At 44.5% G+C, this 25,611-nt stretch carries 32 protein-coding genes and 1 riboswitch; of the genes, 5 read left to right on the forward strand and 27 right to left on the reverse strand.

The window, feature by feature from the left end; translation table 11 throughout:
- Nucleotide 1 precedes the first annotated feature (1 nt).
- From NYE56_RS16450 to NYE56_RS16470, 5 genes are all read right to left on the reverse strand, one after another.
- The gene (locus NYE56_RS16450; RefSeq protein WP_341284122.1) at nucleotides 2-880 is read right to left on the reverse strand and encodes a carbohydrate ABC transporter permease; all 879 of its coding nucleotides are present in this window, start codon (nucleotides 878-880) and stop codon (nucleotides 2-4) included.
- A gap of 57 nt (nucleotides 881-937) precedes the next feature.
- A complete protein-coding gene (locus NYE56_RS16455) occupies nucleotides 938-2,206 on the reverse strand; it encodes an ABC transporter substrate-binding protein (protein ID WP_217020234.1) in 1,269 nt (422 codons plus the stop codon).
- An 80-nt stretch (nucleotides 2,207-2,286) separates the two neighbouring features.
- Nucleotides 2,287-3,273: a fructosamine deglycase FrlB gene (gene frlB, locus NYE56_RS16460; protein WP_015251278.1), complete on the reverse strand. Its 987-nt coding sequence runs from the start codon at nucleotides 3,271-3,273 to the stop codon at nucleotides 2,287-2,289.
- Nucleotides 3,274-3,488: 215 nt separating this feature from the next.
- Entirely contained in the window at nucleotides 3,489-3,863 is a 375-nt protein-coding gene (locus NYE56_RS16465) for a nucleotide excision repair endonuclease (protein ID WP_003228617.1), read from the reverse strand.
- Nucleotides 3,864-3,965: 102 nt separating this feature from the next.
- Nucleotides 3,966-5,084 (reverse strand): NAD(P)/FAD-dependent oxidoreductase, encoded by a 1,119-nt coding sequence (locus NYE56_RS16470; RefSeq protein WP_341284123.1) that lies wholly within the window; start codon nucleotides 5,082-5,084, stop codon nucleotides 3,966-3,968.
- Nucleotides 5,085-5,242: 158 nt separating this feature from the next.
- Between NYE56_RS16470 and sspG the strand changes: the two genes are divergently transcribed.
- Nucleotides 5,243-5,389 carry an acid-soluble spore protein SspG gene (sspG, locus tag NYE56_RS16475; RefSeq protein WP_015384584.1) on the forward strand — a complete coding sequence of 49 codons (147 nt, stop codon included), beginning with the start codon at nucleotides 5,243-5,245 and terminating at the stop codon, nucleotides 5,387-5,389.
- Entirely contained in the window at nucleotides 5,389-5,664 is a 276-nt protein-coding gene (locus NYE56_RS16480) for a hypothetical protein (protein WP_003243521.1), read from the forward strand. The genes sspG and NYE56_RS16480 overlap by 1 nt, the downstream gene beginning before the upstream one ends.
- Nucleotides 5,665-5,727: 63 nt before the next feature.
- On the opposite strand, the gene glxB is transcribed toward NYE56_RS16480, so the two are convergent.
- The 21 genes from glxB to NYE56_RS16585 form a co-directional block, all read right to left on the reverse strand.
- Complete coding sequence (glxB, locus tag NYE56_RS16485) at nucleotides 5,728-6,111, reverse strand: methylglyoxalase (protein WP_003240869.1); 384 nt, start codon at nucleotides 6,109-6,111, stop codon at nucleotides 5,728-5,730.
- 109 nt (nucleotides 6,112-6,220) lie between these two features.
- Entirely contained in the window at nucleotides 6,221-6,499 is a 279-nt protein-coding gene (locus NYE56_RS16490) for an ArsR/SmtB family transcription factor (RefSeq protein ID WP_009968126.1), read from the reverse strand.
- A 234-nt stretch (nucleotides 6,500-6,733) separates the two neighbouring features.
- The gene (gene sufB / locus NYE56_RS16495; protein ID WP_003228608.1) at nucleotides 6,734-8,131 is read right to left on the reverse strand and encodes a Fe-S cluster assembly protein SufB; all 1,398 of its coding nucleotides are present in this window, start codon (nucleotides 8,129-8,131) and stop codon (nucleotides 6,734-6,736) included.
- A 20-nt stretch (nucleotides 8,132-8,151) separates the two neighbouring features.
- A complete protein-coding gene (gene sufU / locus NYE56_RS16500; RefSeq protein WP_003222809.1) occupies nucleotides 8,152-8,595 on the reverse strand; it encodes a Fe-S cluster assembly sulfur transfer protein SufU in 444 nt (147 codons plus the stop codon).
- A complete protein-coding gene (sufS, locus tag NYE56_RS16505) occupies nucleotides 8,585-9,805 on the reverse strand; it encodes a cysteine desulfurase SufS (protein WP_015714668.1) in 1,221 nt (406 codons plus the stop codon). Before sufS ends, sufU begins: the two co-directional genes overlap by 11 nt.
- Complete coding sequence (gene sufD / locus NYE56_RS16510) at nucleotides 9,805-11,118, reverse strand: Fe-S cluster assembly protein SufD (RefSeq protein WP_268555071.1); 1,314 nt, start codon at nucleotides 11,116-11,118, stop codon at nucleotides 9,805-9,807. The genes sufS and sufD overlap by 1 nt, the downstream gene beginning before the upstream one ends.
- Before the next feature lie 17 nt (nucleotides 11,119-11,135).
- Entirely contained in the window at nucleotides 11,136-11,921 is a 786-nt protein-coding gene (gene sufC / locus NYE56_RS16515; protein WP_003151872.1) for a Fe-S cluster assembly ATPase SufC, read from the reverse strand.
- A 193-nt stretch (nucleotides 11,922-12,114) separates the two neighbouring features.
- Entirely contained in the window at nucleotides 12,115-12,252 is a 138-nt protein-coding gene (locus NYE56_RS16520) for a hypothetical protein (protein WP_003228600.1), read from the reverse strand.
- A gap of 193 nt (nucleotides 12,253-12,445) precedes the next feature.
- Entirely contained in the window at nucleotides 12,446-12,823 is a 378-nt protein-coding gene (locus NYE56_RS16525; protein ID WP_014477920.1) for a carboxymuconolactone decarboxylase family protein, read from the reverse strand.
- An 84-nt stretch (nucleotides 12,824-12,907) separates the two neighbouring features.
- Nucleotides 12,908-13,732, reverse strand: a complete 825-nt coding sequence (gene metQ, locus NYE56_RS16530; RefSeq protein WP_032722486.1) for a methionine ABC transporter substrate-binding lipoprotein MetQ — start codon at nucleotides 13,730-13,732, stop codon at nucleotides 12,908-12,910.
- 13 nt (nucleotides 13,733-13,745) lie between these two features.
- Nucleotides 13,746-14,414 (reverse strand): methionine ABC transporter permease MetP, encoded by a 669-nt coding sequence (gene metP, locus NYE56_RS16535; protein WP_003228593.1) that lies wholly within the window; start codon nucleotides 14,412-14,414, stop codon nucleotides 13,746-13,748.
- A complete protein-coding gene (gene metN, locus NYE56_RS16540; protein WP_003242531.1) occupies nucleotides 14,407-15,432 on the reverse strand; it encodes a methionine ABC transporter ATP-binding protein MetN in 1,026 nt (341 codons plus the stop codon). Before metN ends, metP begins: the two co-directional genes overlap by 8 nt.
- 105 nt (nucleotides 15,433-15,537) lie before the next feature.
- A riboswitch (SAM riboswitch) is annotated at nucleotides 15,538-15,644 on the reverse strand.
- Between the two features lie 114 nt (nucleotides 15,645-15,758).
- Nucleotides 15,759-16,103 (reverse strand): SCP2 sterol-binding domain-containing protein, encoded by a 345-nt coding sequence (locus NYE56_RS16545; protein WP_003228587.1) that lies wholly within the window; start codon nucleotides 16,101-16,103, stop codon nucleotides 15,759-15,761.
- Between the two features lie 106 nt (nucleotides 16,104-16,209).
- Nucleotides 16,210-16,530, reverse strand: a complete 321-nt coding sequence (locus NYE56_RS16550) for a thioredoxin family protein (RefSeq protein WP_003228585.1) — start codon at nucleotides 16,528-16,530, stop codon at nucleotides 16,210-16,212.
- A gap of 1 nt (nucleotide 16,531) precedes the next feature.
- On the reverse strand, nucleotides 16,532-16,894 hold the full coding sequence (locus NYE56_RS16555; RefSeq protein ID WP_015483668.1) for a toprim domain-containing protein: 363 nt from the start codon (nucleotides 16,892-16,894) through the stop codon (nucleotides 16,532-16,534).
- Nucleotides 16,895-16,971: 77 nt separating this feature from the next.
- Nucleotides 16,972-17,208 (reverse strand): YusG family protein, encoded by a 237-nt coding sequence (locus tag NYE56_RS16560; protein ID WP_003228581.1) that lies wholly within the window; start codon nucleotides 17,206-17,208, stop codon nucleotides 16,972-16,974.
- A gap of 55 nt (nucleotides 17,209-17,263) precedes the next feature.
- Nucleotides 17,264-17,647 carry a glycine cleavage system protein GcvH gene (gene gcvH / locus NYE56_RS16565; RefSeq protein ID WP_003222781.1) on the reverse strand — a complete coding sequence of 128 codons (384 nt, stop codon included), beginning with the start codon at nucleotides 17,645-17,647 and terminating at the stop codon, nucleotides 17,264-17,266.
- A 66-nt stretch (nucleotides 17,648-17,713) separates the two neighbouring features.
- Entirely contained in the window at nucleotides 17,714-18,070 is a 357-nt protein-coding gene (locus NYE56_RS16570; RefSeq protein WP_003222779.1) for an arsenate reductase family protein, read from the reverse strand.
- A gap of 109 nt (nucleotides 18,071-18,179) precedes the next feature.
- On the reverse strand, nucleotides 18,180-19,964 hold the full coding sequence (gene fadE, locus NYE56_RS16575; protein ID WP_038429587.1) for an acyl-CoA dehydrogenase FadE: 1,785 nt from the start codon (nucleotides 19,962-19,964) through the stop codon (nucleotides 18,180-18,182).
- 14 nt (nucleotides 19,965-19,978) lie between these two features.
- The gene (locus NYE56_RS16580) at nucleotides 19,979-21,154 is read right to left on the reverse strand and encodes an acetyl-CoA C-acetyltransferase (protein ID WP_029318441.1); all 1,176 of its coding nucleotides are present in this window, start codon (nucleotides 21,152-21,154) and stop codon (nucleotides 19,979-19,981) included.
- 10 nt (nucleotides 21,155-21,164) lie between these two features.
- Entirely contained in the window at nucleotides 21,165-23,534 is a 2,370-nt protein-coding gene (locus tag NYE56_RS16585) for a 3-hydroxyacyl-CoA dehydrogenase/enoyl-CoA hydratase family protein (RefSeq protein ID WP_341284124.1), read from the reverse strand.
- 174 nt (nucleotides 23,535-23,708) lie between these two features.
- Here NYE56_RS16585 and NYE56_RS16590 point away from each other — a divergent pair, with 174 nt between their 5' ends.
- The gene (locus tag NYE56_RS16590) at nucleotides 23,709-23,855 is read left to right on the forward strand and encodes a YuzL family protein (protein ID WP_003240817.1); all 147 of its coding nucleotides are present in this window, start codon (nucleotides 23,709-23,711) and stop codon (nucleotides 23,853-23,855) included.
- Nucleotides 23,856-23,879: 24 nt separating this feature from the next.
- Here the strand turns inward: NYE56_RS16590 and NYE56_RS16595 are convergent, their stop codons facing one another.
- Nucleotides 23,880-24,788, reverse strand: coding sequence for a proline dehydrogenase (locus NYE56_RS16595; protein ID WP_341284125.1), 909 nt, complete (start codon nucleotides 24,786-24,788; stop codon nucleotides 23,880-23,882).
- 94 nt (nucleotides 24,789-24,882) lie between these two features.
- Here NYE56_RS16595 and NYE56_RS16600 point away from each other — a divergent pair, with 94 nt between their 5' ends.
- Nucleotides 24,883-25,128: a hypothetical protein gene (locus NYE56_RS16600; protein WP_003228567.1), complete on the forward strand. Its 246-nt coding sequence runs from the start codon at nucleotides 24,883-24,885 to the stop codon at nucleotides 25,126-25,128.
- 12 nt (nucleotides 25,129-25,140) lie between these two features.
- On the forward strand, nucleotides 25,141-25,473 hold the full coding sequence (locus tag NYE56_RS16605; protein ID WP_003222766.1) for a spore coat protein: 333 nt from the start codon (nucleotides 25,141-25,143) through the stop codon (nucleotides 25,471-25,473).
- The last annotated feature ends 138 nt before the right edge of the window (nucleotides 25,474-25,611 follow it).

Consider the following 25,611-nt stretch of genomic DNA (forward strand, 5'->3'; position numbering starts at 1 on the left):
GTTACTCCTCCTTTCCGGTTTTAAAGAACTTCATTTGCATGAGCGATAATGCAAGCGTAATGATTAACACGACAGTGGCAATCGCTGAGGCGTAGCCCATCATATCCTTTGTAAAGGCGCTTTTATATAAAAACGTGCTCAAGACTTCTGACGCGTTTCCCGGCCCGCCGCCTGTCAAAATGTACGGCTCATTAAAGACCGTAAAGGCCCCGGTCAGCGTCATGACCACCGCAACAAAAGACATCTCTTTCGTCTGGGAAACAGTAATATGAAAAAACTGCTGAATTTTACCCGCGCCGTCAAGCCGGGCCGCTTCATACAGTTCATCCGGTATTTTTTGAATCGACACGATGTACAGCATCGCAATATAACCGATAGATTGCCACTGGGACACAAAAATGACAGAAAGCATAGCTGTGCTGTCATCCCCGAGCCAGGCCCTCGTCAGCTGATCAAGACCGATGGCCTGAAGCAGCTGATTCAAAAGCCCTGTCTCCGGATTGTAAATAAAATCAAACAAAAGCGCGATCACCGTCATTGAGATGACAACCGGCAAAAAGAAAACGGTACGAAAAAACGGCGACCATTTTCTGACCAGCTTATCCTCAAGCACCGCCGCCAAAATCAAACCGCCAAATACCTGGCATACAATTGAGATCACTGCATAAAGCACATTATTGGTAAGTGCCTGATAGAAGACAGGATCATGAAATAATTCAACATAGTTTTTTAAGCCGATAAACGTTTTTTCCGGAGAAAATGAGCTCCACTGAAACAGGCTGAGGAATACATTCTCAAAAATCGGGATATAAACGAAAAGTAAAAAAACGAGAGCGGGCACCAAAAACAAATAGGGGATTATTTTATTCTGATTGACCAAGGGTATCTCATCTCCTTTATAAAAAGAAAAGGTGCGAAGCTTCACCTTTTCTTTGATTTATTCATCTGACGCCCTCACCTGCTTTGCTGCCTTTTGAACGGCTTTCATCACCTGCTGCGGTGTCATGTCGCCGCCAAGCATTTGCTGGACACCCGTTAGGTACGCATCTGCGACTTCAACATCGACATCCATATCAAACCATGGAACCATTGATTTGGCATCAACAATATGCTGAACGGCTTCACGCTGAATGGCTGTTGCATTTTCTTCAGTAGCCGTACCTTGCACTGCACTGTATTTCCCGACATCTTTCACGAGCTTTTCGCCCATTTTTTCCGACGTCAAGAACTGCAAAAATTCCATTGCTTCCTTCGGATGTTTTGTTCTTGAGGAAATCATGAATCCTTCCGGCGCTCCCGTTAACGCTTCTGAAGATCCTTTCTGCCCGCTGATTTCAGGAAATGGGAACATCCCGAGATTAACCGGTTCAACCAGCTTGATTTCCGCTGTTTCCGCATATATCATCGCTGACTTTCCGCTCTTAAATTGCTGTCTCACATATTCGTGGTCGACGGAGTTTACATGTTTATTAAAATAAGGCATCAGCTCCTGAAGCTTTTCAAGGGCTTTTACATAGCCTTCATCAGTAAATTCACCCGTTTTGGCGTTATAGTCCTTGTCTCGCGTTTTTTCATCGACCATCCGCTGATTAAGCGTGCCGATATAGTGCGAGATTGTCCAAGTCGCCTTTGTTCCGAAGCTGATCGGTGTGTAGCCATGTTCTTTCAGCTTTTTTGACACATCGATTAATTCATCCCACGTCTTCGGGGGATCAAGATTCAGCTTTTGGAAAATGTCTTTATTATAGAAGAATGATTTAGCGTCCATTTGCCACGGCACGCCATATTGCTTGTTTTCATAAGTAAATGGTGTAATTTGCGATTGAACGAGCTGTGATGACCAATCGGTGTCATTTTTGTAGTAGGACGAGAGATCAAGTGCTTTATTGCCTCTGATAAATTTAAAAGCAAACTCATCGCTCCAAGAGAAGTAAATGTCAGGAGGGCTGGTGGTTCCCAGCATGACCTTAATTTTATCTTTATAGGAGTCATTTAAAACGGCTTCAATTTGTATATCGATATCTGGGTGTTCTTTTTCAAATTCCTTAACAACCTCTTCAAAATAACTTTTTTCCGGCTCCTTCGGCCATCTGTGGAAAAATTTCAATGTCACCTTTCCGTCCGCTGAACTGCTTTGGCTCGAACAGCCTGCAATGGTGAACATACTGATAGCTGCAATGATCAAGAACAACAACATTTTCTTCAAAGGGTTGGCCTCCTCTGGACATTAGACTATAATGTTATATAACATTATAGTCTAATGCATAATGGTTCCTCATTTTCAGATCAATACTCAACTTTCCACATGTATCTTCTATGAGATAAAGGATGATTTCTCGCCTCTGCCAGCTCGTCTGCATAGCTTCTCAGCACACGATTGAGAACGAGCGGAGCAAGATAGCCTTTAACTGAATCGTCAATTGCAGTGAAGTCGTAAGATGCAGCATCAAGCACAGTGAGCTTTTTGCCATACTTTTTCGAGAAGGTAAGCGCCCGCTCTTCAAGAGGTCTTGTTTCATCTAAACCGAGCAGGATGATAAACGGCACGGATTCATCAATAATTTCAAACGGTCCGTGAAAATATTCTCCGGCATGAATGGCGTGGGAATGAATCCATTGCATTTCCATGAGAATGCAGATGCTGTAGGAGTAAGCGACACCGTAGTTTGCACCGCTTGCCATGGTATAAATAATGCTTTCTTTTTCATGGGCTTTTGCAAATTGCTTGGCGTTGTCAGCTTCCTGCTTAAGGGCTTTTTCATATACAGCCTGCAATTGATCTAAGCCTTCAATTGCTTGTTGGAATTTCGTATTGTTTTCTAATACTTGCAGGGTTCCAAAAACGATTTGATACAAAACGCCATAGTTTGTATTGATCGCAAGCGCCTCATCACCCCAATCGTACTGGGCAACATATTGCGCTTCCTGCGCTAAAGGAGACTCCGGTTTAAACGTCATCGCAATCGTAAGTGCGCCCTTGCCCCTTGCAAACGCAGCAGCTTTGACTGTCTCCGGGGTATTTCCCGAATGCGAGCACAAAATAACAAGAGACTTTTCACCAAGCTGAACAGGGTTGCGCTGAATAAATTCGTTGGCGCTGTAGAGGTCGGAGTTTATTGATTTTGACTCTCTGTCAAACACATACTTACTCGGATACATAATGGCAGAAGACCCTCCGCATGCGACAAAGAATACATGATCAATGGTTTTCCCTTTCAAATCCTGCAAGAAAGCTTGAACCTCACGATTTACTTTTGCTGTGGCCTGACTCAAATCCTTCACTCCCCGTTTTTATTATATAACGTTATATAACATTATATATTGTTATATTAAAGTCCGCGGGTAGGATTGTCAATATTATTTTCTGAAATTTCTCAATAATTTATTCGAATGACAGACAAAGGGTCTATATGCGAAAAAATGCCCAAATCAAAAGCCAGAACTTGACTTAAGCTCTGGCTTCGCTGTTCAATCCGCAGACTGACGTCTTATTTAAAAAATACCTTGTCTATATTGTACTTCGAGTGCTGTGTATTGATGATATATGTTTCGTAAATCTCTCTTTCCATTGGATCATCAACTACACATACCTCAATTTTATAAACTTCATCTCTGTGATGTTTGATCGGTGAAACAGTGTCTTCGAAATGCTTCTTAATTCTCTGTCTTAACTTTCTAGCTTTACCGACAAACAGCAGCTCGTCATGAATGTTGTAAAACATAAAAATGCCGCCTTTGTCCCTTGGGATCTGGTGAAAGTCGATGAATCCGTGAATCGGTTTTATCTTCGGCTCGTTATCATTAGCTGACTGCTGTCGTTCAGTGATGGTGACATTCGGTGCGGGTATATCAATTTTTATCAAAATCAGTTCACGTCCTCTTTTTCATTAAAGATAAATGCTAACACATACAGAAAAGAAAAGCCAGAACAGCTTTATACTATTTGTTTGTTAAGCCTTTATTTATTATGCAAGCGCTCCGGCTGGATCATACGGGCCAAGGTCGATTTCAGTCTGCTTTCCGAGAACGAGCTTTGCGAGCTCTGCACCCAAGAACGGCCCCATCGTCAGTCCAGAAGCACCCAAACCGTTTGCAGCATATAAGCCTTGAACATTCGGCACGGCCCCTACGACCGGCAGAAATCTCGGTGTAAACGGCCTGAAGCCCACTCTTGTTTCAACAGCAGCCGCATCAGCAAGACCCGGTGCAACGGCTAACGCTTTGCTCAATACTTCGTGCTGGCCTCCGGCTGTCACACGAAGATCATCAAGACCGGCATCGTTTTCGTGTGTGGCGCCAGCTACAATTCTGCCGTTATCAAACGAAAGAATGTACTGATCACTCGGCGGCATTACAACCGGCCACGATCCTGTATCTGCATCTGTCATTTCAAAATGCATAATCTGCGCTTTTTGAAATGACACTTGAAAATGAATGCCAAGAGGCTTCAATATCTCATTGGCCCATGCTCCCGCCGTCACAATGACCGCGTCAGCCGCAATCTGCTTTGTATCTGTTTGCACGCCGGTGACTGTTCCGTTTTCAAAAAGCAAAGATGCATTTCCTTTGATGACTGTTGCGCCGCGTTTCTCTGCAGCGCTTAAAAGCGACCGGCACAGCGCTCTTCCGTTCACACGGGCGGCACCGCTGATATGAACCGATTCATAGCCGTCAGCTAAAATCGGAAACAGCTTTTTCGTTTCACTGGCAGACAAGCGGGTAATGTCGCCGATCTCCGGCGCATCCTCCCGTCTCTTATACGCCCGCTCCTCCATCTTATCAAGCTTTGACGCATCAGTATGAATGCTGATCGCACCAACACGTTTATATCCTGTATCCGTTTCTCCGTCCTCTTCCAACTGATTGATTAAATCCGCATAGTATCGCGCCCCGCCCTTAGCAAGCTGATACCAATCCTGATTGCGGCGCTGAGAGAGCCAAGGACAGACGATCCCCGCCGCCGCATCAGTCGCTTGTCCCGGCTCTTTCCGATCAATGACAGTAACGCGAGCGCCTGATTTTGCGAGATGATAAGCCGTCGACGCGCCCAGAATCCCTGCGCCGACGATGATGTACGATTTCATATGCAAACACCTTTTCTATTATAATGTCTATTCATTTTACCAAATAGAATGCTTTCCTTCGACCTTTTGCCCTAATGTGGAAAAACCGCGAAGTTCGTCCAATCTCTTTACTCTCCTAACGAATATCCTGTCACTATCAATAGAGAAAGGATGATACCATGAGCGAAAATCGTCATGAAAATGAAGAAAACAGACGCGATGCGGCAGTCGCAAAAGTCCAAAACAGCGGTAATGCAAAAGTCGTGGTCAACGTGAATACAGATCAGGATCAGGCACAGGCGCAGTCACAAGACGGAGAAGACTAATGAACGAAAACATCATTCCTCTCAACAGACATACTCAAGAGATACCCACTACTGAATCTGTTATCAAAAACAGCGGCAACTCAGAGGTCCATATCGACATTCACATTGATACAATGCCAATTGCTTTTGCTATATTATGCTCTGCATTAGCCGCAAAGCAGATGACAAAAGAGGAATTCGATATGGCTTATACTCAATTGCGAGAGATGAACAGAGAAAATAACAGCAGATCATCTGTAAAGCAAATTATCAATCAGGAGACAGAAGAAGAGTAAAAAACCGCGGCCCCTCGGCCAGCGGTTTTTCTTCTGCATACAAAAAGGACGCGACTGAATCGGTTACTTCTGTACAATTTGAATAAGGTTACCGCATGTATCATCGAAGACAGCAATTGTGACTTCGCCCATTTTTGTCGGTTCCATCGTAAACGTCACGCCTTTTTCCTTTAATCGGTTGTACTCTTTTTGAATATCTGCAACGCCAAACATTGTGGCCGGGAAGCCTTCGGAGAATATCTTCTTTTGATACTCCTTGGCGGCAGGATGTTCATTCGGTTCGAGTAAAAGCTCGGTTCCGTCTTGATCATCTGGAGAAACAAGCGTTATCCACCTGAATTTCCCCATGGGAACATCCTCCTTTTTTACAAACCCCAGTTTTTCTGTATAGAACTTCAGTGCCTTGTCTTGATCTTGCACGAATATACTAGTCACAATGATTTTCATATTGTTGTTTCCTCCTTTGATATTTATGGTGTATGGTACTGTGCAAACAATCCGGCTTCAAGCAAAACAAACCAACATTTTACAGAAAGTCAGTACTGGTTTTATAAAATTACTCTATCCATCCTTTCAGCAAATTTTTAAGCGGTTCGTTGTTGAATATAAGTACTCGATATTTTCCCTTTCGTTTTGATGTTACGAGTCCTGCATCCTCCAGTACAGAAAGGTGTTTAGCTATCGCCTGTCGCGTAATAGAAAGGTCGTACTTTGTAATAAGACGTATCGTAAGTTCATACAACGTCAGCTCGTTGCGTTCAGATAATTCGTCTAATATAAGCCGCCGAGTCGAATCGCCGAGTGCTTTGAATATAGCGTCTTTGTTCCCATTCATATATTGAGTATAAGCAACTGTATGGTTGCGTGATATAGGAACTGAACCTATCCGGCGCAGGTCTGAAATGTTCTAATCGATAAGGACTTAAAACCATTAAAATAACAGTGGATATGTCTCTGAAAAATAAAAGAAGACGAACTTCAAAAGTTCGTCTTCTACAATCAAATTCGGCACGCCGGCCATTTTAAAAACTATCTCTAAACCCCTTGATAAACAAAGGAGTTTTCATCATTAACCGATAGAACCTTCCATTTCGAACTTAATCAAACGGTTCATTTCAACTGCGTATTCCATTGGAAGCTCTTTTGTGAATGGCTCGATGAAGCCCATTACGATCATTTCAGTTGCTTCTTCTTCAGAAATACCGCGGCTCATCAAGTAGAAGAGCTGCTCTTCAGATACTTTAGACACTTTCGCTTCGTGCTCCAATGAAATGTTATCATTTAAGATTTCATTGTAAGGAATTGTGTCTGAAGTTGATTTGTTATCCATAATGAGCGTATCGCACTCGATGTTAGAGCGGGCGCCTTCCGCTTTGCGTCCGAAGTGGACGATTCCGCGGTACGTTACTTTTCCGCCCTGTTTTGAAATCGATTTTGATACGATTGTAGATGATGTGTTTGGTGCAAGGTGAATCATTTTCGCACCTGCATCCTGATGCTGGCCTTTACCCGCAAGAGCGATAGAAAGCGTCATACCGCGCGCGCCTTCGCCTTTTAGGATACAAGCCGGATATTTCATTGTCAGCTTAGAACCGATGTTGCCGTCGATCCATTCCATTGTTGCGTTTTCTTCACAGACTGTACGCTTTGTTACAAGGTTGTAAACGTTGTTCGCCCAGTTTTGGATCGTTGTATAACGGCAGTAGCCGCCTTTTTTCACGATGATCTCAACGACCGCACTGTGAAGTGAGTTTGTTGTGTAAACAGGCGCAGTACAGCCTTCAACATAATGAACGCTTGCTTCTTCGTCAACAATGATCAGTGTACGTTCGAACTGACCCATGTTCTCAGAGTTGATACGGAAGTAAGCTTGAAGCGGTGTTTCAACCTTCACGCCTTTAGGCACGTAGATGAAAGATCCGCCGGACCAAACAGCTGAGTTAAGCGCCGCAAACTTGTTATCAGTCGGCGGGATTACTTTTGCCCAGTGCTCACGGAAAATATCTTCATTCTCTTTCAGCGCGCTGTCAGTGTCTTTAAAGACGATGCCTTGCGCTTCAAGATCTTCTTTCATGTTGTGGTATACAACCTCAGATTCGTACTGAGCAGAAACACCCGCAAGGTATTTTTGTTCAGCTTCAGGAATACCGAGCTTGTCGAATGTTTGCTTAATTTCTTCAGGAACTTCATCCCAAGAACGCTCTGAACGCTCAGACGGTTTTACGTAGTACGTAATTTCGTCAAAGTTCAGTGAGTTTAAATCTCCGCCCCATTGAGGCATCGGCATGTTGTAGAAATGCTCAAGAGATTTCAAGCGGAAGTCAAGCATCCATTGAGGCTCTTCTTTCATGCGAGAAATTTCTTCTACGATTTCTTTTGTCAATCCGCGCTCTGAACGGAAAATGGAAACGTCCTTGTCGTGAAAACCATACTTGTATTCACCAATATCAGGCATTTTTTTAGCCATCCATTTTCACTCCAATCCTTTTAATTGCCGCCTTCTTCTTTCGCGACTCCTTTTTCAAGTGCTTTCCATGACAGGGTTGCACATTTGATACGGGCCGGGAATTTTGAAACGCCTTGAAGGGCTTCAATATCCCCGAGATCTATAGAATCATCATACTCTTTCCCTTGCATCATATCCGAGAAAATCTTAGACATGGAAAGGGCAGTTTCAATATCTTTCCCTTTAATCGCCTGAGTCATCATCGAAGCGGATGCCATTGAAATGGAACAGCCTTCCCCTTCAAATTTCGCATCTTCCACGATGTCTCCGTCAAGCTTCATTGTCAGTCTGATGCGGTCGCCGCATGTCGGATTGTTCATATCCACGACGATGCTGTCATTCAAAACCCCTTTATTTCGCGGGTTTTTGTAATGATCCATAATCACCTGTCTGTACAATGTATCTAAGTTTGCATTAAAAGACATTTGTAAAATACTCCTTTGTCTTTTGAAGAGCTTCCACAAGCTTATCAATCTCTTCCTCTGTATTATACAGATAAAAGCTTGCTCTTGCAGTAGCAGTTACATCCAGCCATTTCATCAGCGGCTGCGCGCAATGGTGGCCGGCTCTGACTGCGATTCCCTCCGCATCAAGCACAGTCGCCACATCGTGCGGATGAACATCATCAAGGTTAAATGTAACAAGCCCGGCACGCTCTTCCGGCCCGTAAACCGTTACGCCGTCAAGCTGGCGGAAGCGTTCAAGCGCATAAGCTGCAAGCTTGTGCTCATGGCGGGAAATCTCATCAAGACCGATTTCTTCGAGAAAATCAATGGCGGCACCGAGGCCGATTGCTCCTGCAATAATCGGCGTACCCGCTTCGAATTTCCACGGAAGCTCTTTCCAAGTTGATTCATAAAGCCCGACAAAGTCGATCATTTCACCGCCGAATTCGGCAGGCTCCATGTTTTCCAGCAGGGCTTTCTTTCCGTACAGCACACCAACACCGGTAGGTCCGCACATTTTATGGGAAGAAAGCGCAAAGAAGTCGCAATCGAGATCCTGCACGTCAATTTTCATGTGAGGCGTGCTTTGTGCACCGTCCACCACAATGACAGCCCCATTGTCATGAGCGATTTTCGCCATTTCTTTAATCGGGTTGACCGTGCCGAGGACATTAGATACATGAGACACCGCAACAATTTTTGTGTTGCTTGTGACCGTTTCTCTGACGTCTTCTAAAGAAATCGTTCCGTCTTCCTGCAGCGGAATATATTTTAATGTGGCGCCAGTTGCTTTTACAGCCTGCTGCCACGGAATGATATTCGCATGATGCTCCATGTAGGTGATGACCACTTCATCACCAGGTTCCAGGTTGGCGCGTGCATAGCTTAACGCCACCATATTCAGTGATGTGGTCGTGCCTTTTGTGAAAATAATCTCAGCCATTGACTTCGCGTTAATAAACTTGCGGACTTTTTCACGCGCTCCTTCATAACCATCTGTCGCTCTGGTTCCAAGTGTATGGACGCCCCGGTGAACATTGGAATTGTATTGGTTATAATACTTATCCAGTGTTTCAATGACAGCACGCGGCTTCTGGGAAGTCGCCGCGCTGTCGAGATAAACGAGATCATGTCCGTTCACTTGCTGATGAAGGATCGGGAACTGTTCACGAATATCTGTGATATTCATTACTTCACTTTCCTTTCGATAACAGAAACTAATTGTTTCTTAACGCCTTCAATCGGAAGTTCATTTACTACCGGTGCAAGGAATCCGTAAATGACTAAGCGTTCTGCTTCTTCTTTCGGAATTCCGCGGCTCATCAGGTAGTAAAGCTGAATAGGGTCCACACGGCCGACAGATGCCGCATGTCCTGCAGTTACATCGTCTTCGTCAATTAAAAGAATAGGGTTTGCGTCTCCGCGTGCTTTTTCGCTAAGCATCAGCACGCGTGATTCTTGCTCCGCATTCGCTTTAGAAGCGCCATGTTCGATTTTGCCGATTCCGTTAAAGATAGAAGAAGCGGAATCCTTCATCACACCGTGCTTCAAGATATAGCCTTCAGAAGCTTTACCGAAATGGATGATTTGTGTTGTGAAGTTTTCTGTTTGCTCTCCTCTTCCGACAACAACCGTTTTCGTATCGCCGTATGTGCCGTCACCGTAAAGGTTTGTTGTATTTTCGGAAATCGTGTCGCCGTCGTTCATCAGGCCGAGAGCCCACTCGATTTTGCTGTCGCGTCCGCGCGCAGCACCGCGGCGGTTCACATAAGTTGTCACACCGCTTGACAGATTATCCACCGCACCGTATGTCACGCTGGCATTATCACCTGTGATGACCTCACTGATAATATTGAAGACAGCGTCTTTCGGGTTTACAGTGCTGATGTAGTTTTCTACATATGTTACAGAGCTGTGGTCTTCAGCCACAATCAGCACGTGGTTGAATAGAGCTGTATCATTGCTTTCGTGGACATAAACAGCCTGAACCGGCGTCTCCACCTGAACATTTTTCGGAACATAAAGGAATGCTCCTCCGTTAACAAGAGCCGCGTGAAGTGCAGTTAACTTATGTTCGTCAACCTTCACGCCGTCCTTCATAAAGTATTTCTCCACCAAGTCGCTGTGCTCGCGTGCAGCAGTCATAATATCAGTGAAGATGACGCCTTTGTCTTTCAATTCTTGAGAAAGAGAAAGATATGCCGGCGTCTGGTCACGCTGTACGTATAATGTTTTATCTTCGTTTTCAACGTCGATCAGCGCTTTTACTTCATCAGTCAAATCTTCTAATGAAGAAAGCGGTTCGTTATCCACTGTATGCTTCGCGAAATTCGTGAAGTTCCAGTTTGTGATTTTTGTTTTGTCAGGTTTCGGCATCGGCAGATCCTCAGCTTGTTCAAGAGCCTGTAAGCGCAGGTTCTTCAGCCAGGCAGGTTCTTGGTGCTTTTCGGAAAAGCTTTTGAGATACTCCTGATCTACGGATAGTTTTGTACCTAGTGTCATATTAATCCCCCTAACGCTTACGCTTCTTGGCCAACAGTTTCGTCTTCAATGCCAAGTTCTTGTTTGATCCAGTCATAACCTTCTGCTTCAAGACGCTGTGCAAGCTCTGCACCGCCGGATTTTACAACGCGGCCTTGCATCATAACGTGAACAACATCCGGAGTGATGTAGTTTAACAGGCGCTGATAGTGAGTGATCATCAAGCAGCCGAAGTTTTCGCTGCGCATTTTGTTGATTCCTTTAGATACAACTTTCAAAGCGTCAATATCAAGACCTGAGTCGATTTCATCAAGGATGGCGATTTTCGGTTCAATCATCATTAATTGAAGGATTTCGTTGCGTTTTTTCTCCCCGCCTGAGAATCCTTCGTTAAGGTAGCGCTGAGCCATTTCAGGGTCCATTTCAAGGAACTCCATGTTTTCGTCCATTTTGCGGATGAATTTCATAAGAGAAATTTCATCGCCTTCTTCTCTGCGCGCGTTGATTGCTGAGCGAAGGAAGTCGGCATTTGTCACACCGCTGATTTCACTTGGGTACTGCATCGCAAGGAATAAGCCTGCCTGCGCACGCTCGTCCACTTCCATCTCCAGTACATCTTTGCCGTCAAGCGTGATGCTGCCTTTTGTTACTTCATATTTAGGATGCCCCATAATAGCAGCTGATAAAGTGGATTTACCAGTTCCGTTCGGGCCCATTACTGCGTGGAATTCTCCACCTTTTATTTCAAGGTTTACACCCTTTAAGATCTCTTTCCCTTCGATTTCAACGTGAAGATCTTTGATCGTTAATGTTGAAGCAGCCATATCTATACCTCCAAAAATATATAATCATTATTCTCATTTTATTCTCATTCTAATTTTATAACAAATGAAAAGTAAATACAACTTTTTATCGTGCCTTGCACATTCCTCAAGTTTAACAAAGATCAGCACTTTATTAAAGCGATTGAAAAAGAAAAAGAGTGGATTCCCACCCTTTTTTAAAAGATTGATTTTCTCAATAAGCTCCCGCAGAAATCCGCTTGCTTTTTTCGTAATCAAGCTCTCTCTGCCGCTCTACTTTCATTCTTGTTTCCAGCCGGCGTCCATATTCCTCGTATCCAATTCCGTGTGACAGCTGCATCGCTTTTTCCATTTCTGACGTATAATCGAGGTTCAGTCTGTCCTGGCTGCTGCAAATAATGAATCAATCCCTTCATATATTTGCTTTTTATTGTACCAGTGCTGCGTTGGATGCCGCAAAAACGATTTGGCGTGAAATAGCGGCAGATGAGACGAAAGCATCCTTTCAGAACAAATGAGAATGGTTTTTCGGAATATTCCTTCTCTTAATGCGTGGTGTTTCCGAATTCCTCAATGCACTGTTGAACGACTGTCACGCCTTGGCTGAAAGCCGCGCCGCCTCCAAATGCCGCTGCCACACTGACGGCTTCGAGAATGTTTTCTTCTGTCGCTCCCTGATCGAGACAGCCTTTTGTATGATAGATCATGCAATATTCGTCCTGAGCATTGATGGCAATTCCGAGGGCGATCAGCTGTTTTTCTCTTTCAGTCAGAGAATTCCCGGCAAAGCACTGTTCAGTAAATTCGTTAAATTTTCTTCCCATCAGCGGCATCTTTTGTTCAAATGTGCCTAAACCATGTTTATATTGTTTTAACGCGTCCTGCATGCTTCCTCTGTCTTGATTCAAAGAAAATCCCTCCATCTGTTTAACATTCTTTTTTATTATGAACAGCTTTTAGGAAAATACGCGAAAAAAACCCCGGATTTCTCATCCGGGGTTTCAGTCTTATTCAGATACAGGAAGCACAGCTCCGTCGTATTTTTTCTCGATGAAGTCTTTGATCTTTTTAGAGTGAAGAACTTCCATCAGCGCTTTGATTTTTGCAGAATCTTCTTCGCCTTTTCTTACTGCGATGATGTTAGCGTATGGGTTGTTTTTCGTTGATTCTACTTCAATTGCATCTTTTTTAGGATTTAATTTATTTTGGATCGCATAGTTTACATTGATGAAGGCCGCGTCTCCTTCTTTGTTTTCATATGCTTTTGCCGTTAATTCAGGCGCTACTTTTTTGAATTCAAGGTTTTTCGGGTTTTTCTTAATGTCTTTCAATGTTGCGTCAACTGTTTCCACCTTAGAATCAAGAGTGATTAATCCAGCGTTTTCAAGCATTGCAAGCATACGGCCTTGTTCAGCAACGTTGTTTGTCAGAATGATTGTCGCACCGTCTGGAAGGTCTTTCAGTGATTTGTATGTTTTAGAGTAAATACCGAATGGCTCTAAGTGAACAGCGCCGGCATTCACAAGTTTGTAATCTGTGTTTTCTTTCATTTCTTGCTCAAGGTAAGGAATGTGCTGGAAGTAGTTCGCGTCCACTTCTTTATCAGCTAAAGCTTTATTGTACATTTTGTAATCACTAAGCACTTTCACTTTCAGCGTATAGCCTTTTTCTTTCAGCAATGGTTCAGCTTCTTTTAAAATTTCCGCATGCGGTGTTTTTGTTGCCGCAACGACAATTTCTTTCTTGCCGGATTCAGCGCCGTTATTCGAACCGCAGGCAGCCATAACTCCTGCAAATACAAGCAGTAATGCACCCAAAAATAGCTTTTTCAATGTAAATCCTCCCTTATCGTTTGTCTATAATATTTGTTATTAGATCACCGATGATTTGAATAATAAACACGATGATTAAAATAAACACAGTAGCAACGAAGGTAACATCAGCGTTATTAGACTGATATCCTTCTACGTACGCAAGGTTTCCAAGGCCTCCTGAACCAATGGCTCCGGCAATTGCCGTTGAGCCGATCAAAGCGATGGCAGTAACCGTAATGCCAGAAATAAGAGCAGGCATTGATTCCGGAATCAGCACTTTGAAAATAATCGTAGACGTTTTCGCGCCCATTGATTTAGCGGCTTCAATCACACCTTTATCCACCTCACGCAGCGCGATTTCAACAAGGCGCGCGTAAAATGGTGCCGAGCCGATTACCAGCGCCGGCAATGCGGCGTTTGGCCCTAAGATCGTGCCGACTAAAAATTTCGTAAAACCTAATAGTAAAATAATTAAAATAAGGAACGGAATCGATCTGAATATGTTAACAACGGCCGCAATCACAGAGTTGACCGCTTTATTCTGCCAGAGGCTTCCTTTGCTCGTCAGAAAGAGCAGCAAGCCGAGGATGACCCCGATGACAAAAGCAAACAGTAAAGAAATCAGCGTCATATAAAGTGTTTCATATGTCGCGTTCCATAATTCAGTTAAATCAACGTTCGGGAAGTATTTTTCAAACATTCGTGATCACCTCTGCTTTCACCTGTTTGTCATTAATGAAACGGATCACGTTTTGCACTTCTTCCTCGTCCCCGTCAATGTGGATGAACAGTGAACCGTAAGCCCCATCCTTCGTCTGCGAAATTTTCCCTTGCAGAATATTGACGCTGACATTGAAGTTTCTGATCATCTCTGTAATCAGAGGCTGTTCAGCTGACTCACCGACAAATGTGAGCTGAACCATTTTTCCTGATGCTGTATCATCAAGAAGGTGCTGAAGCGTCTCTTTCGTTTCTTCCGGCTCTGTCACCTGCTGAACAAATCGTTTTGTCATTTGTTCCTTTGGATTTTTGAAGACATCGAGAACCTCGCCTTCTTCGACCACCTTGCCGTTTTCCATGACGGCGACTCTGTTGCAGATTTTGCGTATGACATGCATTTCGTGCGTAATCAGCACAATCGTCAAACCGAGTCTTTCATTAATATCGGACAATAGATCCAGAATTGAATCTGTCGTTTGCGGATCTAATGCTGATGTCGCTTCGTCACAAAGGAGAACCTTCGGATTGTTTGCAAGCGCTCTGGCAATTCCCACACGCTGCTTCTGCCCGCCGCTCAGCTGAGACGGATAAGATTTTTCTTTTCCTTCTAAACCTACCAGTTTAATCAGTTCATTGGCGCGCTTGATCCGCTCGCTCTTTTTCACTCCGGCAATTTCTAAAGGAAACATGATATTATCTCTGACAGTCCGTGACCAAAGCAAATTGAAATGCTGGAAAATCATACTGATCTCATGGCGTGCTTTTCTTAAACCGCGTCCATTTACTTCATTAATCTTGGTTCCCGCCACTTCCACGGTTCCTGAGGTTGGTTTCTCAAGGCCGTTCAGCAGACGGATTAAGGAACTCTTACCAGCTCCGCTATATCCTATAATTCCAAAAATCTCACCTTTTTTAATGGAAAGCGAGACGTTTTGGACAGCATTGACATCTCCATGTTTCGACTTGTAAACTTTTGAAACATCCTGAAGATTGATCAAAGCAATCACCTGCCTTAACACTATTCTAAGAAATCTTCCGGTTTTTTCTGCAAAAGAAAAGCCTTTCTGCACACTTGAGCAGAAAGGCTTATATAAAATGCCTTTCTCTCATCTTTCAAAGCTGAACGCTTCGTGTGAATTGGCACCATTTCAACAGCGTTGATGGTTGCCGGGCTTCATAGGGCACTTCCCTCCACCTCTCTTGATAAGAGAAATATATAGTCTTTTTCGTCCGGAAATTCTTAATGTAGAATAGCACGGCGAATGATTAAATGTCAATAAAATAAATGATGTCAACTTTTACTATTATAATAATTTATTATTTTTTAATTTTTTAAAATCCTCTGAAAAAATCCATTTGTCAGCCAGAGAATGGCTTCCAGTTTTAACAGGGCCCTGAATGATCCCTTTACTTTGAGGCTTCCGCTCTGAATCAGGTGCTGAAGGGAAATGTCTCCGTGCAATAAATCAATAATTTCCGTTTGGTTTCCGTAAAAGGTCAGGTTGGACGTTTGGGGCGGGGAAACTTTTTTCATTTCTCCCTGTTCGTTTATTGAGACGGTTAAGGCTTCTGCTTCTCCTTGGAAGGTAATGAGCAATGTTGAGGCATTCAAAAGGGGTTTTAAAAACAGATGCTGATACTCATCTTCTAAAACTTCCGCTTTCTCCATATGTACAACCTCCTATTTGTTGGTCATACATACACATTTCTCTCTTTGTCGCAAGAACCCCTTTATAAAACGAACGACAATTTCATTGGATATGCTGAGAAATATGTCATAAATGGGATGCGGAAGATGATTTTTGTTTGATCAGCTCATATAAATAAGAAACGGAATGAAATGCATATCCTCTTTCGACCATCTTTCCGCCTTTAAACAGCAGAAAACAAGGGACGCTTTCAATTTGATACGCTTTTGCGAATGTCGGAGAGTAATTGACATTGTTTTGATAGAAGGCGACATCAGGGAGCATTTCTTTCACCACTGTCAGCATTTTGCTTGCAAGCTGGCAGGTGCCGCAAAACGGAGTATATAAATATAGAAGGTACACATCATCTTCAATGTGATCAAGTTCGTGTTCTTGGAGTTCTTTCATGCTATACACCTCGGGACTTTCTTTCAAGAAAAATAGTATGGACATTCAGATTCGCACGCAGCAATACAGAGGCGACATGGTGCCTGGGCGCAGCCGCTACTTCCTTATAGGCTCTGTCGATATGGAGATGGCAGGCTTCATTAAATTCACGCTTCAGCTGTTTTCTCAATTTCTCACCTGATTCATCAGCATCAACTAATATATAGACGTCTTTATCATAAAGCTCGTCAGCCAATTCCTCAAGCCTCAGCTGGCTGATTGTTCCGTTTGTGCAGATAATGCGCACCGGCTCATTCAGGACGCTTTCGATTTTCTCTTTATCTGATTTCCCCTCGACAATCATAACCTTTTCCAGCTCATCCATCTTCATCTTGTTCACCTGCCGCGTCAAATTTGAAACGTTCAGATTGTAAAAGAAGGCAGTGAAATTCACCGCCAACATTAACACCAGCCGTTTTCGTAGTCACAATCTACATATTTTGCGTCGTCTCCAGAGACCACATCGGCTGTCTTATAAAATTTCTCATTTTCAAAGGAATAACCGGACTTAAGCTCATATTCATTCATGCTTGTCATTTGGCCGATCATCTCATTATCATGATATAACGAGAGCCGGCCATTTTGAAAGCGGCCTGTCACGTCATTGGTGACATCGAGCTTTTGTTTGTCGAAAGCCATATTGGACACCTCCCATAACGTTAGCGTGTCCAATTGCTTTTACGGCTATCCTGTTTTAGTCTTCTTGTGTCATCTCTTCGTATTGCTCTGCTGTCATCAGTTTTTCAATTTCAGAAGCGTCAGATGGCTCAACGACGATCATCCATGCTTTTTCGTACGGAGATTCGTTTACGAATTCCGGACTGTCATCAAGATCTTCGTTTACTTCCACAACCGTTCCGTTAATCGGTGCATAAAGCTCAGATACCGTTTTAACGGATTCAACACTGCCGAATGGCTCGTCCGCTTTGATTTCAGCGCCCACTTCAGGAAGTTCGACAAACACGATGTCGCCTAGTTCGGACTGGGCAAAATGCGTAATTCCGATTCTGGCTTTTTCTCCTTCAACTTTTACCCACTCGTGTTCTCCTGAGTAACGCAAATCTTTTGGTATGCTCAATTGAATCCCTCCATTTTTTACAGCACTACAATAAGAAGATACCACACTTTTCAAAAAAAATTTACATTAAGCCCAGTTTTCTTCAAATTGGTCTTCTTTAAATCCGACAGTTACTTTTTCGCCGTCTGTTGTAAGCGGGCGTTTGATCAGCATACCATCTGAAGCCAACAGCTCGAGCTGTTCGTCCTCTGACATGTGATACAGCTTTTCCTTGAGATTGAGCTCGCGGTATTTCATGCCGCTCGTGTTGAAAAATTTCTTGAGATCCAGCCCGCTTTTTTCATAAAGCGCTTTTAATTCTTCTTTGCTTGGCGGCTGCTCAGCAATATGTATTTCGTTTATTTCTTTCCCATGCTCTTCAAGCCACTTCTTTGCTTTGCGGCACGTTCCGCATTTAGGGTACCAGTAAAAAGTTAACGACATCTTCTTCCCCCTCAATAAAATAATCGAGGTTATTTTAACACAGTTTGTTTTAAAAACCTAAAACAGTGCTTCTTAAAAAAAGCTCCGCGCATGCGGAGCTCATGGCCAATCAGACAATATATTTCTCAGCCTCAAAAATGCCTGCCGCCGCCTCGCGTTTTTTCTGAATCACGTTTTTAGGCGTTACGCGTGTCAGCTTGCGCAGAGCGGAAAGCATCATGCGGAGTGAATCTCCTTCTTCCATTGCGATAAGGGATTCCTTCGCATGCGCTTCAATTTCGTTAAAGGCCTCTTGAACGAAAATTTCTGTGTACAGCACCTTTTGCGCTGCTTTTTCAGCGCCTTGTGCGGCAATGGCCTTTTCCGTTCTGAGCACGGCTGATTCCATTGCGTATACATTGCTGACGATATCCGCTACGTTTACGAGAATTTCTTGCTCTCGATCGATCGCTTTTCCGTATTTTTGCGCGGCTAGGCCGGCAGCAAACAACGCAATTTTTTTGGCTTGCTTGACGATATATTTCTCCTGCTCTAAGACGCCGCTTCCAGGCTCTTCAGGCATAAGCATCATGAGTTCTTCCTGCAGCGACTGCGCTTTTTCGAATAAAGGCAGCTCGCCTTTAAGCGCTTTTTTCAGGAAGGTGCTTGGCACGATTAACCGGTTGATTTCGTTTGTGCCTTCAAAAATCCGATTGATCCTTGAATCCCTATAGGCCCTTTCTACTTCGTACTCCTGCATAAAACCGTAGCCTCCATGAATCTGCACGCCTTCATCAACGATATAATCAAGCGTTTCAGAGCCGAATACCTTATTCAGAGAGCATTCGATGGCGTATTCCGCAATCGATTTGGCGATTTGCCGGCCGTCCTTGAGATCTTCGGCCGTGAACTGGCTCATATTGTCTTCAAACAGCCCGACGGTTCTGTATACAGAGCTTTCCATCGCATACAGCCTTGAGGCCATTGTCCCGATTTTTTCCTGTGTCAATGAAAAACCAGCAATCGGCGTTTTAAATTGGCGGCGCTGATTTGCGTATGCCGCAGACAGCTCGATGACGCGTTTAGATGCGCCGATTGTGCCAACCGCCAGTTTGTAACGGCCGATGTTTAAAATATTAAAGGCGATGACATGCCCTTTGCCGATTTCTCCGAGCAGGTTTTCCTTTGGCACTTCAGCTTGATCCAGAATGAGGGTTCTTGTCGATGATCCCTTGATTCCCATTTTCTTTTCTTCCGGTCCCGTGGAGACACCCGGGAACTCTTTTTCTACAATAAAGGCTGAAAACTTGTCGCCGTCTACCTTGGCGTAAACCACAAATACATCGGCAAAAGCAGAGTTGGTAATCCACTGTTTTTCCCCTGTTAATACATAATGGGTTCCTGCTTCATTCAGCACAGCTGTTGTTTTTGCTCCAAGTGCATCAGACCCAGAGCCAGGCTCAGTCAGAGCATAAGCGGCGATCTTTTCGCCTGAAGCGAGTCCAGGCAAATATTTTTTCTTTTGTTCTTCTGATCCGAAAAAGACGATCGGCAAGGAACCGATACCGACATGCGCGCCATAAGAAAGAGAAAAGCTTCCCGCACGCGAAAATTTCTCAGTGATGAGTGCCGAGCTGATTTTATCTAGGCCGAGCCCTCCGTATTCTTCCGGCACATCGGCGCCAAGCAGCCCTAGTTCGCCCGCTTTCTTCAACAATCTGACAGAATGCTCGAATTGATGGTTTTCGATATCATCTATATGAGGGAGAACATCTTGCTCGATGTAATCCTCTGTTGTTTTCGCAATCATTTTATGCTCGTCAGTGAAATCCTCCGGTGTATACATTTGATCGTATGTGACATCCTCGATTAAAAATCCGCCGCCTTTTTGTACTTCAGCCGCTTTTTTTGCCATTTGTTTTTCCCCCTTTAGCATAATTCAAATACACCGGCCGCTCCCATCCCGCCGCCGATACACATGGTCACGACTCCAAATTGCTCGTTTCTCCGTTTCATTTCATGGATGAGTGAGAGTGTAAGCTTTGTGCCCGTACAGCCAAGCGGGTGTCCAAGCGCGATTGCGCCCCCGTTGACATTCACTTTTTCTTCATCAATTCCCAATTCCCTGATTACTTGAATGGCCTGTGAGGCAAAAGCTTCATTCAGTTCAAACAAGCCGATGTCCTGCAGCTGAAGTCCGGCAAGCTTCAAAGCGCGCGGAATCGCTTCCACCGGTCCGATTCCCATCACTTCCGGCGGCACGCCGCCTACCGCAAAGGAGCGGAATTTCACAAGCGGCGCCAGGCCAAGAGCATCGGCTTTTTCCCGGTCCATCAGCATGACAGCCGCCGCTCCGTCACTCGTCTGCGAGGAATTGCCCGCAGTCACCGTCCCGTCAACGGAAAAGGCCGGGCGCAATGTCGATAAGATGTCTGCAGTCGTTTGCGGGCGAACACCTTCATCCTGAGAAAATACAAATTGTTTTTCTTGAGGCTTATGGTTTTCTCCAATTTCTGTAACCGTCACTTCGACAGGTACAATTTCATCTTTAAATTTTCCTTCTGCAAGGGCTTTAGCAGCGTTTTGGTGGCTGCGAACAGCAAACGCGTCTTGATCCTCACGGGAGACGCCGTATTTTTTCGCGACTTGCTCGGCTGTGTGCCCCATACTCATATAATATTCCGGTGCCTTTTCTGCCAAAGCAAGGTTCGGACGGGTAACATGCCCCATCATCGGAACTTGCGACATGGATTCCGCTCCGCCGGCGATCGCTGTATCGTAGGCGCCCAGCATAATTTTTTCTGCTGCATATGCAATAGACTGAAGGCCTGAAGAGCAATAACGGTTAACTGTAATCGCCGGAACCGTGTACGGCAGGCCCGCGAGCGCACCGATATTTCTCGCCATATTAAGCCCCTGCTCCGCTTCAGGCGTTGCACAGCCAATAATCAAATCGTCAATATTGCCTTCGTAACCGCCTGCACGTTTCAGTGTCTCTTTTACACAAATCGCTCCCAAATCATCCGGGCGAACGGTGGCCAACGATCCTTTTTTTGCTTTTCCAACCGGTGTTCTTGCACCTGACACAATGACTGCCTCTTTCATAAGCTCCCTCCTAATTCCGTAAAGGTTTACCTTTCACAAGCATATGCTGCATTCTCGCTTGAGATTTTGCCTCTCCTGCTAAACTCAAAAACGCTTCTCTTTCGATCTCCAATAAATACTCTTCATCAACCTCTGTACCAAACGGCACTTTTCCGCCCGCAATGACATAAGCGAGTTTTTTCGCGATCTTGAAATCATGCTCAGATATATAACCGGACAGCTTCATCTGCTCAGCACCAAGCAAGAGTGCCGCATAACCGGTTTCTCCCGGCACCTTGACCTTTTCTTTTACAGGCGGCCGCCAGCCGGTATCGTATAAAGATGCGGCCAGCTGCTTCGCATCGTACAGCAGGTGGTCTTGATTCACGCTGATGTGATCCGTTTCTTTTAAGATGTTCATCTCACGAGCCTCTTGAGCGGAAGCGGACACTTTCGCCATCGCAATCGTTTCAAATGTTTTTATTGCCGCATTCATCGGATCAAGGCCGCGGCGAAGATGATTGATGTACAGCTCTTTGTTTCCCCCTCCACCAGGGATGAGGCCGACACCTGATTCTACAAGGCCCATATAGGCTTCGCTTGCCGCTTGAGTACGCGCCGCAGGCAGGCATACTTCCGTTCCTCCGCCGAGCGTCATGCCAAATGGCGCGGCGACGACCGGTTTCGCACTGTATTTGATCTTCATCATCGTCTCCTGAAAACGGCGGATCACAAAATCAACTTCCAAAAAGTTGTCATCTTGGACTTCCATTAAAATCATGGCGAGATTCGCGCCGACGCAGAAATTTTTCCCTTGATTGCCGATGACAAGGCCCTTGTAATTCCGCTCTGTTTCCTCTAATCCTTTGTTGATCATTTGAATGATATCGAGGCCGATCGCATTGCTTTTCGAATGAAATTCAAGAAGGGCCACATCATCTCCAAGGTCAATCAGGCTTGCTCCGCTGTTTTTCGCAATCACGCCTTTTGTTTCTTTAAGTGCTTGTAAATGAATTCGTTTTTTATTTTCTTTCACGGCTCTGTATTCGCCGCGGTCATAATAAAATACCGTTCCGTTCTCTTTGATGTAGAAGGTTTCATTTCCTTTGTCCAGCATCTCTTTTATCCAGTCAGGCATATCTGCTCCAAGCTGCTCGAGCTTTTCTGCTGACTGCTTGAGGCCGATGGCGTCCCACATCTCAAAAGGTCCCAGTTCCCAGCCGAATCCCCACTTCATGGCTTGGTCAATCGCATGAATATCATCGGCAATCTCACCAAGCAGCTCGGCTGAGTAAAGCAGGGTTTGAGAAGTGATATTCCACAGCAAACGGCCGGCCCTGTCATCCGAATAAATAAGCGCTTTCATTTTGGCTTTTGTCCCTTTTGCCTGTTTTGCCGCTTCAAGTGCCGGTGTTTTCATTTTTGTCCGCTCGCCGTAAGTAAGCGTCACTGGGTCAAGCTCATAAATCGTTTTTCCTTCTTTTTTATAAAAGCCTTGGCCGGCCTTACTTCCGATCCACCCTTTTTCCAGCATATCGTTCATGAAGCTTGGAAGGCGAAACACTTCTTTTTCATCGCCATCCGCTTTGTCATACACATTTCGGGCAACATGGGCGAATGTATCGAGGCCGACCACATCAAGCGTTCTAAAGGTGGCGCTTTTCGGCCTGCCGATCAGCGGTCCTGTGATCGAGTCAACCTCCCCGACCTGATAACCGCCTTTCAGCATTTCTTGGACTGTCACGAGAAGCCCGTAAGTCCCGATTCGGTTTGCGATAAAGTTCGGTGTGTCCTTTGCTGTAACAACGCCTTTCCCGAGGACATTTTCTCCGAAAGCTGTCATAAACTTTAAAATATCAGGATCCGTTTCCTTAATCGGAATGATCTCCAGCAGCTTTAAATAGCGTGCGGGATTAAAAAAATGCGTTCCGAGAAAATGGGCTTTAAAATCATCCGACCGGCCTTCAGCCATTTCCTGTACTGATATGCCGGAGGTGTTGCTTGAGACGATGCTTCCAGTCTTTCGATGTTCATCCACAAGAGCGAAAATTTTCTTTTTGACTTCAAGGTTTTCGACAACGACCTCAATAATCCAATCTGCTTCTTTCAGTTTTTCTGCATCATCCTCCAAATTGCCCGGTGTAATATAGGAGGTATTTTTCGCTGATGTGAGGGGAGCGGGCTTTTGTTTCAGCAGTTTTTTCACTGCCTGCCGGCTAAGCCTGCTGCGCACCTCCGGACTGTCCTTCGTCAGCCCCCTTTTTTCCTCTTCCTTTGTCAAATCGTTCGGCACAATATCTAGCAGCAGGACAGGAATTCCGATGTTAGCCAAATGCGCCGCAATCCCGGAACCCATTACCCCCGATCCTAAAACGGCTGCCTTCCGAATGTGTTTGTGCATGAGATATCCCCCTTGAACATTGAATGAATAGTCATTCATTTTTTGACCAAAAAAAATGAAACCCGTTTCTTCTTTCATCTTAAAAGATTTCCGGTTAGACTTCAATAGCTAATTTGTTATTTTTTTGTATGAAGCCTATAAAAGTCGGGCAACTTAAGCCCGGAGGTGAAGGGAATGGTACGAGAGAAAAAAAATCCGTCTTCAGCGGCAGTCAGCGCGGCGAGCGTAAAAGGAGATGCCGGTCCGACTCAGCATTACGGCGGCGGAAAACGGACAAGTCAAAATCAGCAGTATAAAAAACATAACATGGAACAATCATAATGCAGCTGCTTCCCGCGGCTGCTTTCACTTTTTCAAAATTCCTTTTAACACAAACGCTGCATTGGCAGGCCGTTCGGCAATTCTTCTCATAAAGTAGCTGAACCAGTCCGTTCCATATGGGACATACACACGCATTCTGTAGCCTTCCTTGGCGAGTTCCTTCTGACGCTCCGGCCTGATGCCGTATAGCATTTGAAACTCAAATTGCGACGCGGGGATTTGATGTTCGGCGACGAGCTGTTTCGTAAATGCAATGATGTCATCGTCATGTGTGGCGACAGCCGTGTAGTTCCCGCTTAACAACTGCAGCTTTATTAAGCTCTGAAAATGAAGGTCCGTTCCTCTTTTGTCGGGAAACGCTACAGCCGCAGATTCTTTATAAGCGCCTTTTACAAGTCTGAGATTCGGCTTTAAGTCCCGCATCTTTCTGATATCTTCTGCCGCCCGGTACAGATACGCCTGAATGACCGTGCCGAGCTTCTCAAATTCCTGTTTGCATTTCCTGTAAATAGAAAGTGTCTGTTCATAATGGGAATAGTCTTCCATATCAATGGTCACAGCAACATCATATTGCTTCGCAACGGAAATAATGGCGCGCAAATGAGTAAGAGCAAGTTCTTCTGAAAGATCGAGCCCGATTGAGGTCAGCTTAAGTGAAAGCTCTGAATCCAATTGATGTTCAGCAATGGCTTGAATGGCTTTCTTGCATTCCTCTGCGACTTGGTTTGCTTCTTTTTCCGAAGCTGCATACTCGCCTAAATAATCAATTGTTGCACACAAACCGGATCTGTTTAGCCTTTTGACGGTCTTAACCGCTGATTCAATCGTATCCCCTGCGACAAACCTTCGTGCTCCAAGCCGCTTTCCGTATGCTTTTGCGAACTTGGTAAGTGTTTTATTTTGAGATAAGAATAAAAACACATGTCTCAACATCCGACTCCCTCCCGCCGTCATCTTCAAAACACCTGTATATAACTCCCAGTCTGAAGGAAACTATAAAATGAACAGAAACCAAAGGAGGATCACAATGGATAATCAGCAGCAATCTCAAATGCCGCCTTCCGTTATTTCGACAAAGGATCATTTGTATCTCAATGACATGCTGAACTGGAATTTGCTCGCGATGAAAAAAGCGCATTTCATGGCGCAGCAGTGCCAGGATCAAACGTTAAAGCAAGAACTCGACCGCGTCGGACACATGCATCATGATCACTATCAAAGAATATTAAAGCACCTGCAGCCAGGCCAGCAGCAGTCCGGCTACATCCAATAAGGAGGCGCCAGAATGAATCAGCAAAATCAAAAAATCAGCAATCCGCAGACACCTGTACCGACAACATCGGAAATGAATGACAGAGATTTCGTCAACGAATTGCTGACAACCGAAAAATACATGACAACAGCTTATTGCACTGCCTTGCACGAATTCAGCCACGAGTCTCTTTATCAGGATATTCAATCCATTTTTGATGAGTCACAAAAAGCGCAAAGAAAACTATATGACCTCATGTTCCAATATGGATGGTATTCTGTTGAAGCGGAGGATGCACAAAAGCTGCAGCAGTCCTATCAAAAATTCCAGCAGACCATTCAGCAGCAGTCTCCTTATCAGCAATAACAACATTAGTAAAAAGGATACGATGTTCTTTCGGGCATCTATCCTTTTTTTGTGTAAAATCAGTTGACTTTTCATTTACGCTTATTTATATTTAATAAGCATTAACTATTTTGTCATTAAAATATATATACAGTGTAT

Source organism: Bacillus sp. FSL R5-0603, from assembly GCF_038050295.1.
In the GTDB taxonomy this organism is placed as follows: Bacteria; Bacillota; Bacilli; order Bacillales; family Bacillaceae; genus Bacillus; species Bacillus subtilis.

Coding starts and splice junctions, on each gene's coding strand:
- NYE56_RS16470 (WP_341284123.1), bottom strand. CDS start 5,084: ATGAAATCGTACATCATCGTCGGCGCAGGGATTCTGGGCGCGTCGACG.
- sspG (WP_015384584.1), top strand. CDS start 5,243: ATGAGCGAAAATCGTCATGAAAATGAAGAAAACAGACGCGATGCGGCA.
- NYE56_RS16480 (WP_003243521.1), top strand. CDS start 5,389: ATGAACGAAAACATCATTCCTCTCAACAGACATACTCAAGAGATACCC.
- glxB (WP_003240869.1), bottom strand. CDS start 6,111: ATGAAAATCATTGTGACTAGTATATTCGTGCAAGATCAAGACAAGGCA.
- NYE56_RS16490 (WP_009968126.1), bottom strand. CDS start 6,499: ATGAATGGGAACAAAGACGCTATATTCAAAGCACTCGGCGATTCGACT.
- sufB (WP_003228608.1), bottom strand. CDS start 8,131: ATGGCTAAAAAAATGCCTGATATTGGTGAATACAAGTATGGTTTTCAC.
- sufU (WP_003222809.1), bottom strand. CDS start 8,595: ATGTCTTTTAATGCAAACTTAGATACATTGTACAGACAGGTGATTATG.
- sufS (WP_015714668.1), bottom strand. CDS start 9,805: ATGAATATCACAGATATTCGTGAACAGTTCCCGATCCTTCATCAGCAA.
- sufD (WP_268555071.1), bottom strand. CDS start 11,118: ATGACACTAGGTACAAAACTATCCGTAGATCAGGAGTATCTCAAAAGC.
- sufC (WP_003151872.1), bottom strand. CDS start 11,921: ATGGCTGCTTCAACATTAACGATCAAAGATCTTCACGTTGAAATCGAA.
- NYE56_RS16520 (WP_003228600.1), bottom strand. CDS start 12,252: ATGGAAAAAGCGATGCAGCTGTCACACGGAATTGGATACGAGGAATAT.
- NYE56_RS16525 (WP_014477920.1), bottom strand. CDS start 12,823: ATGGAGGGATTTTCTTTGAATCAAGACAGAGGAAGCATGCAGGACGCG.
- metP (WP_003228593.1), bottom strand. CDS start 14,414: ATGTTTGAAAAATACTTCCCGAACGTTGATTTAACTGAATTATGGAAC.
- NYE56_RS16545 (WP_003228587.1), bottom strand. CDS start 16,103: ATGGAGAAAGCGGAAGTTTTAGAAGATGAGTATCAGCATCTGTTTTTA.
- NYE56_RS16550 (WP_003228585.1), bottom strand. CDS start 16,530: ATGAAAGAACTCCAAGAACACGAACTTGATCACATTGAAGATGATGTG.
- NYE56_RS16555 (WP_015483668.1), bottom strand. CDS start 16,894: ATGGATGAGCTGGAAAAGGTTATGATTGTCGAGGGGAAATCAGATAAA.
- NYE56_RS16560 (WP_003228581.1), bottom strand. CDS start 17,208: ATGGCTTTCGACAAACAAAAGCTCGATGTCACCAATGACGTGACAGGC.
- NYE56_RS16570 (WP_003222779.1), bottom strand. CDS start 18,070: ATGTCGTTAACTTTTTACTGGTACCCTAAATGCGGAACGTGCCGCAAA.
- fadE (WP_038429587.1), bottom strand. CDS start 19,964: ATGGCAAAAAAAGCGGCTGAAGTACAAAAAGGCGGCGGATTTTTAATC.
- NYE56_RS16580 (WP_029318441.1), bottom strand. CDS start 21,154: ATGAAAGAGGCAGTCATTGTGTCAGGTGCAAGAACACCGGTTGGAAAA.
- NYE56_RS16585 (WP_341284124.1), bottom strand. CDS start 23,534: ATGCACAAACACATTCGGAAGGCAGCCGTTTTAGGATCGGGGGTAATG.
- NYE56_RS16590 (WP_003240817.1), top strand. CDS start 23,709: ATGGTACGAGAGAAAAAAAATCCGTCTTCAGCGGCAGTCAGCGCGGCG.
- NYE56_RS16595 (WP_341284125.1), bottom strand. CDS start 24,788: ATGTTGAGACATGTGTTTTTATTCTTATCTCAAAATAAAACACTTACC.
- NYE56_RS16600 (WP_003228567.1), top strand. CDS start 24,883: ATGGATAATCAGCAGCAATCTCAAATGCCGCCTTCCGTTATTTCGACA.
- NYE56_RS16605 (WP_003222766.1), top strand. CDS start 25,141: ATGAATCAGCAAAATCAAAAAATCAGCAATCCGCAGACACCTGTACCG.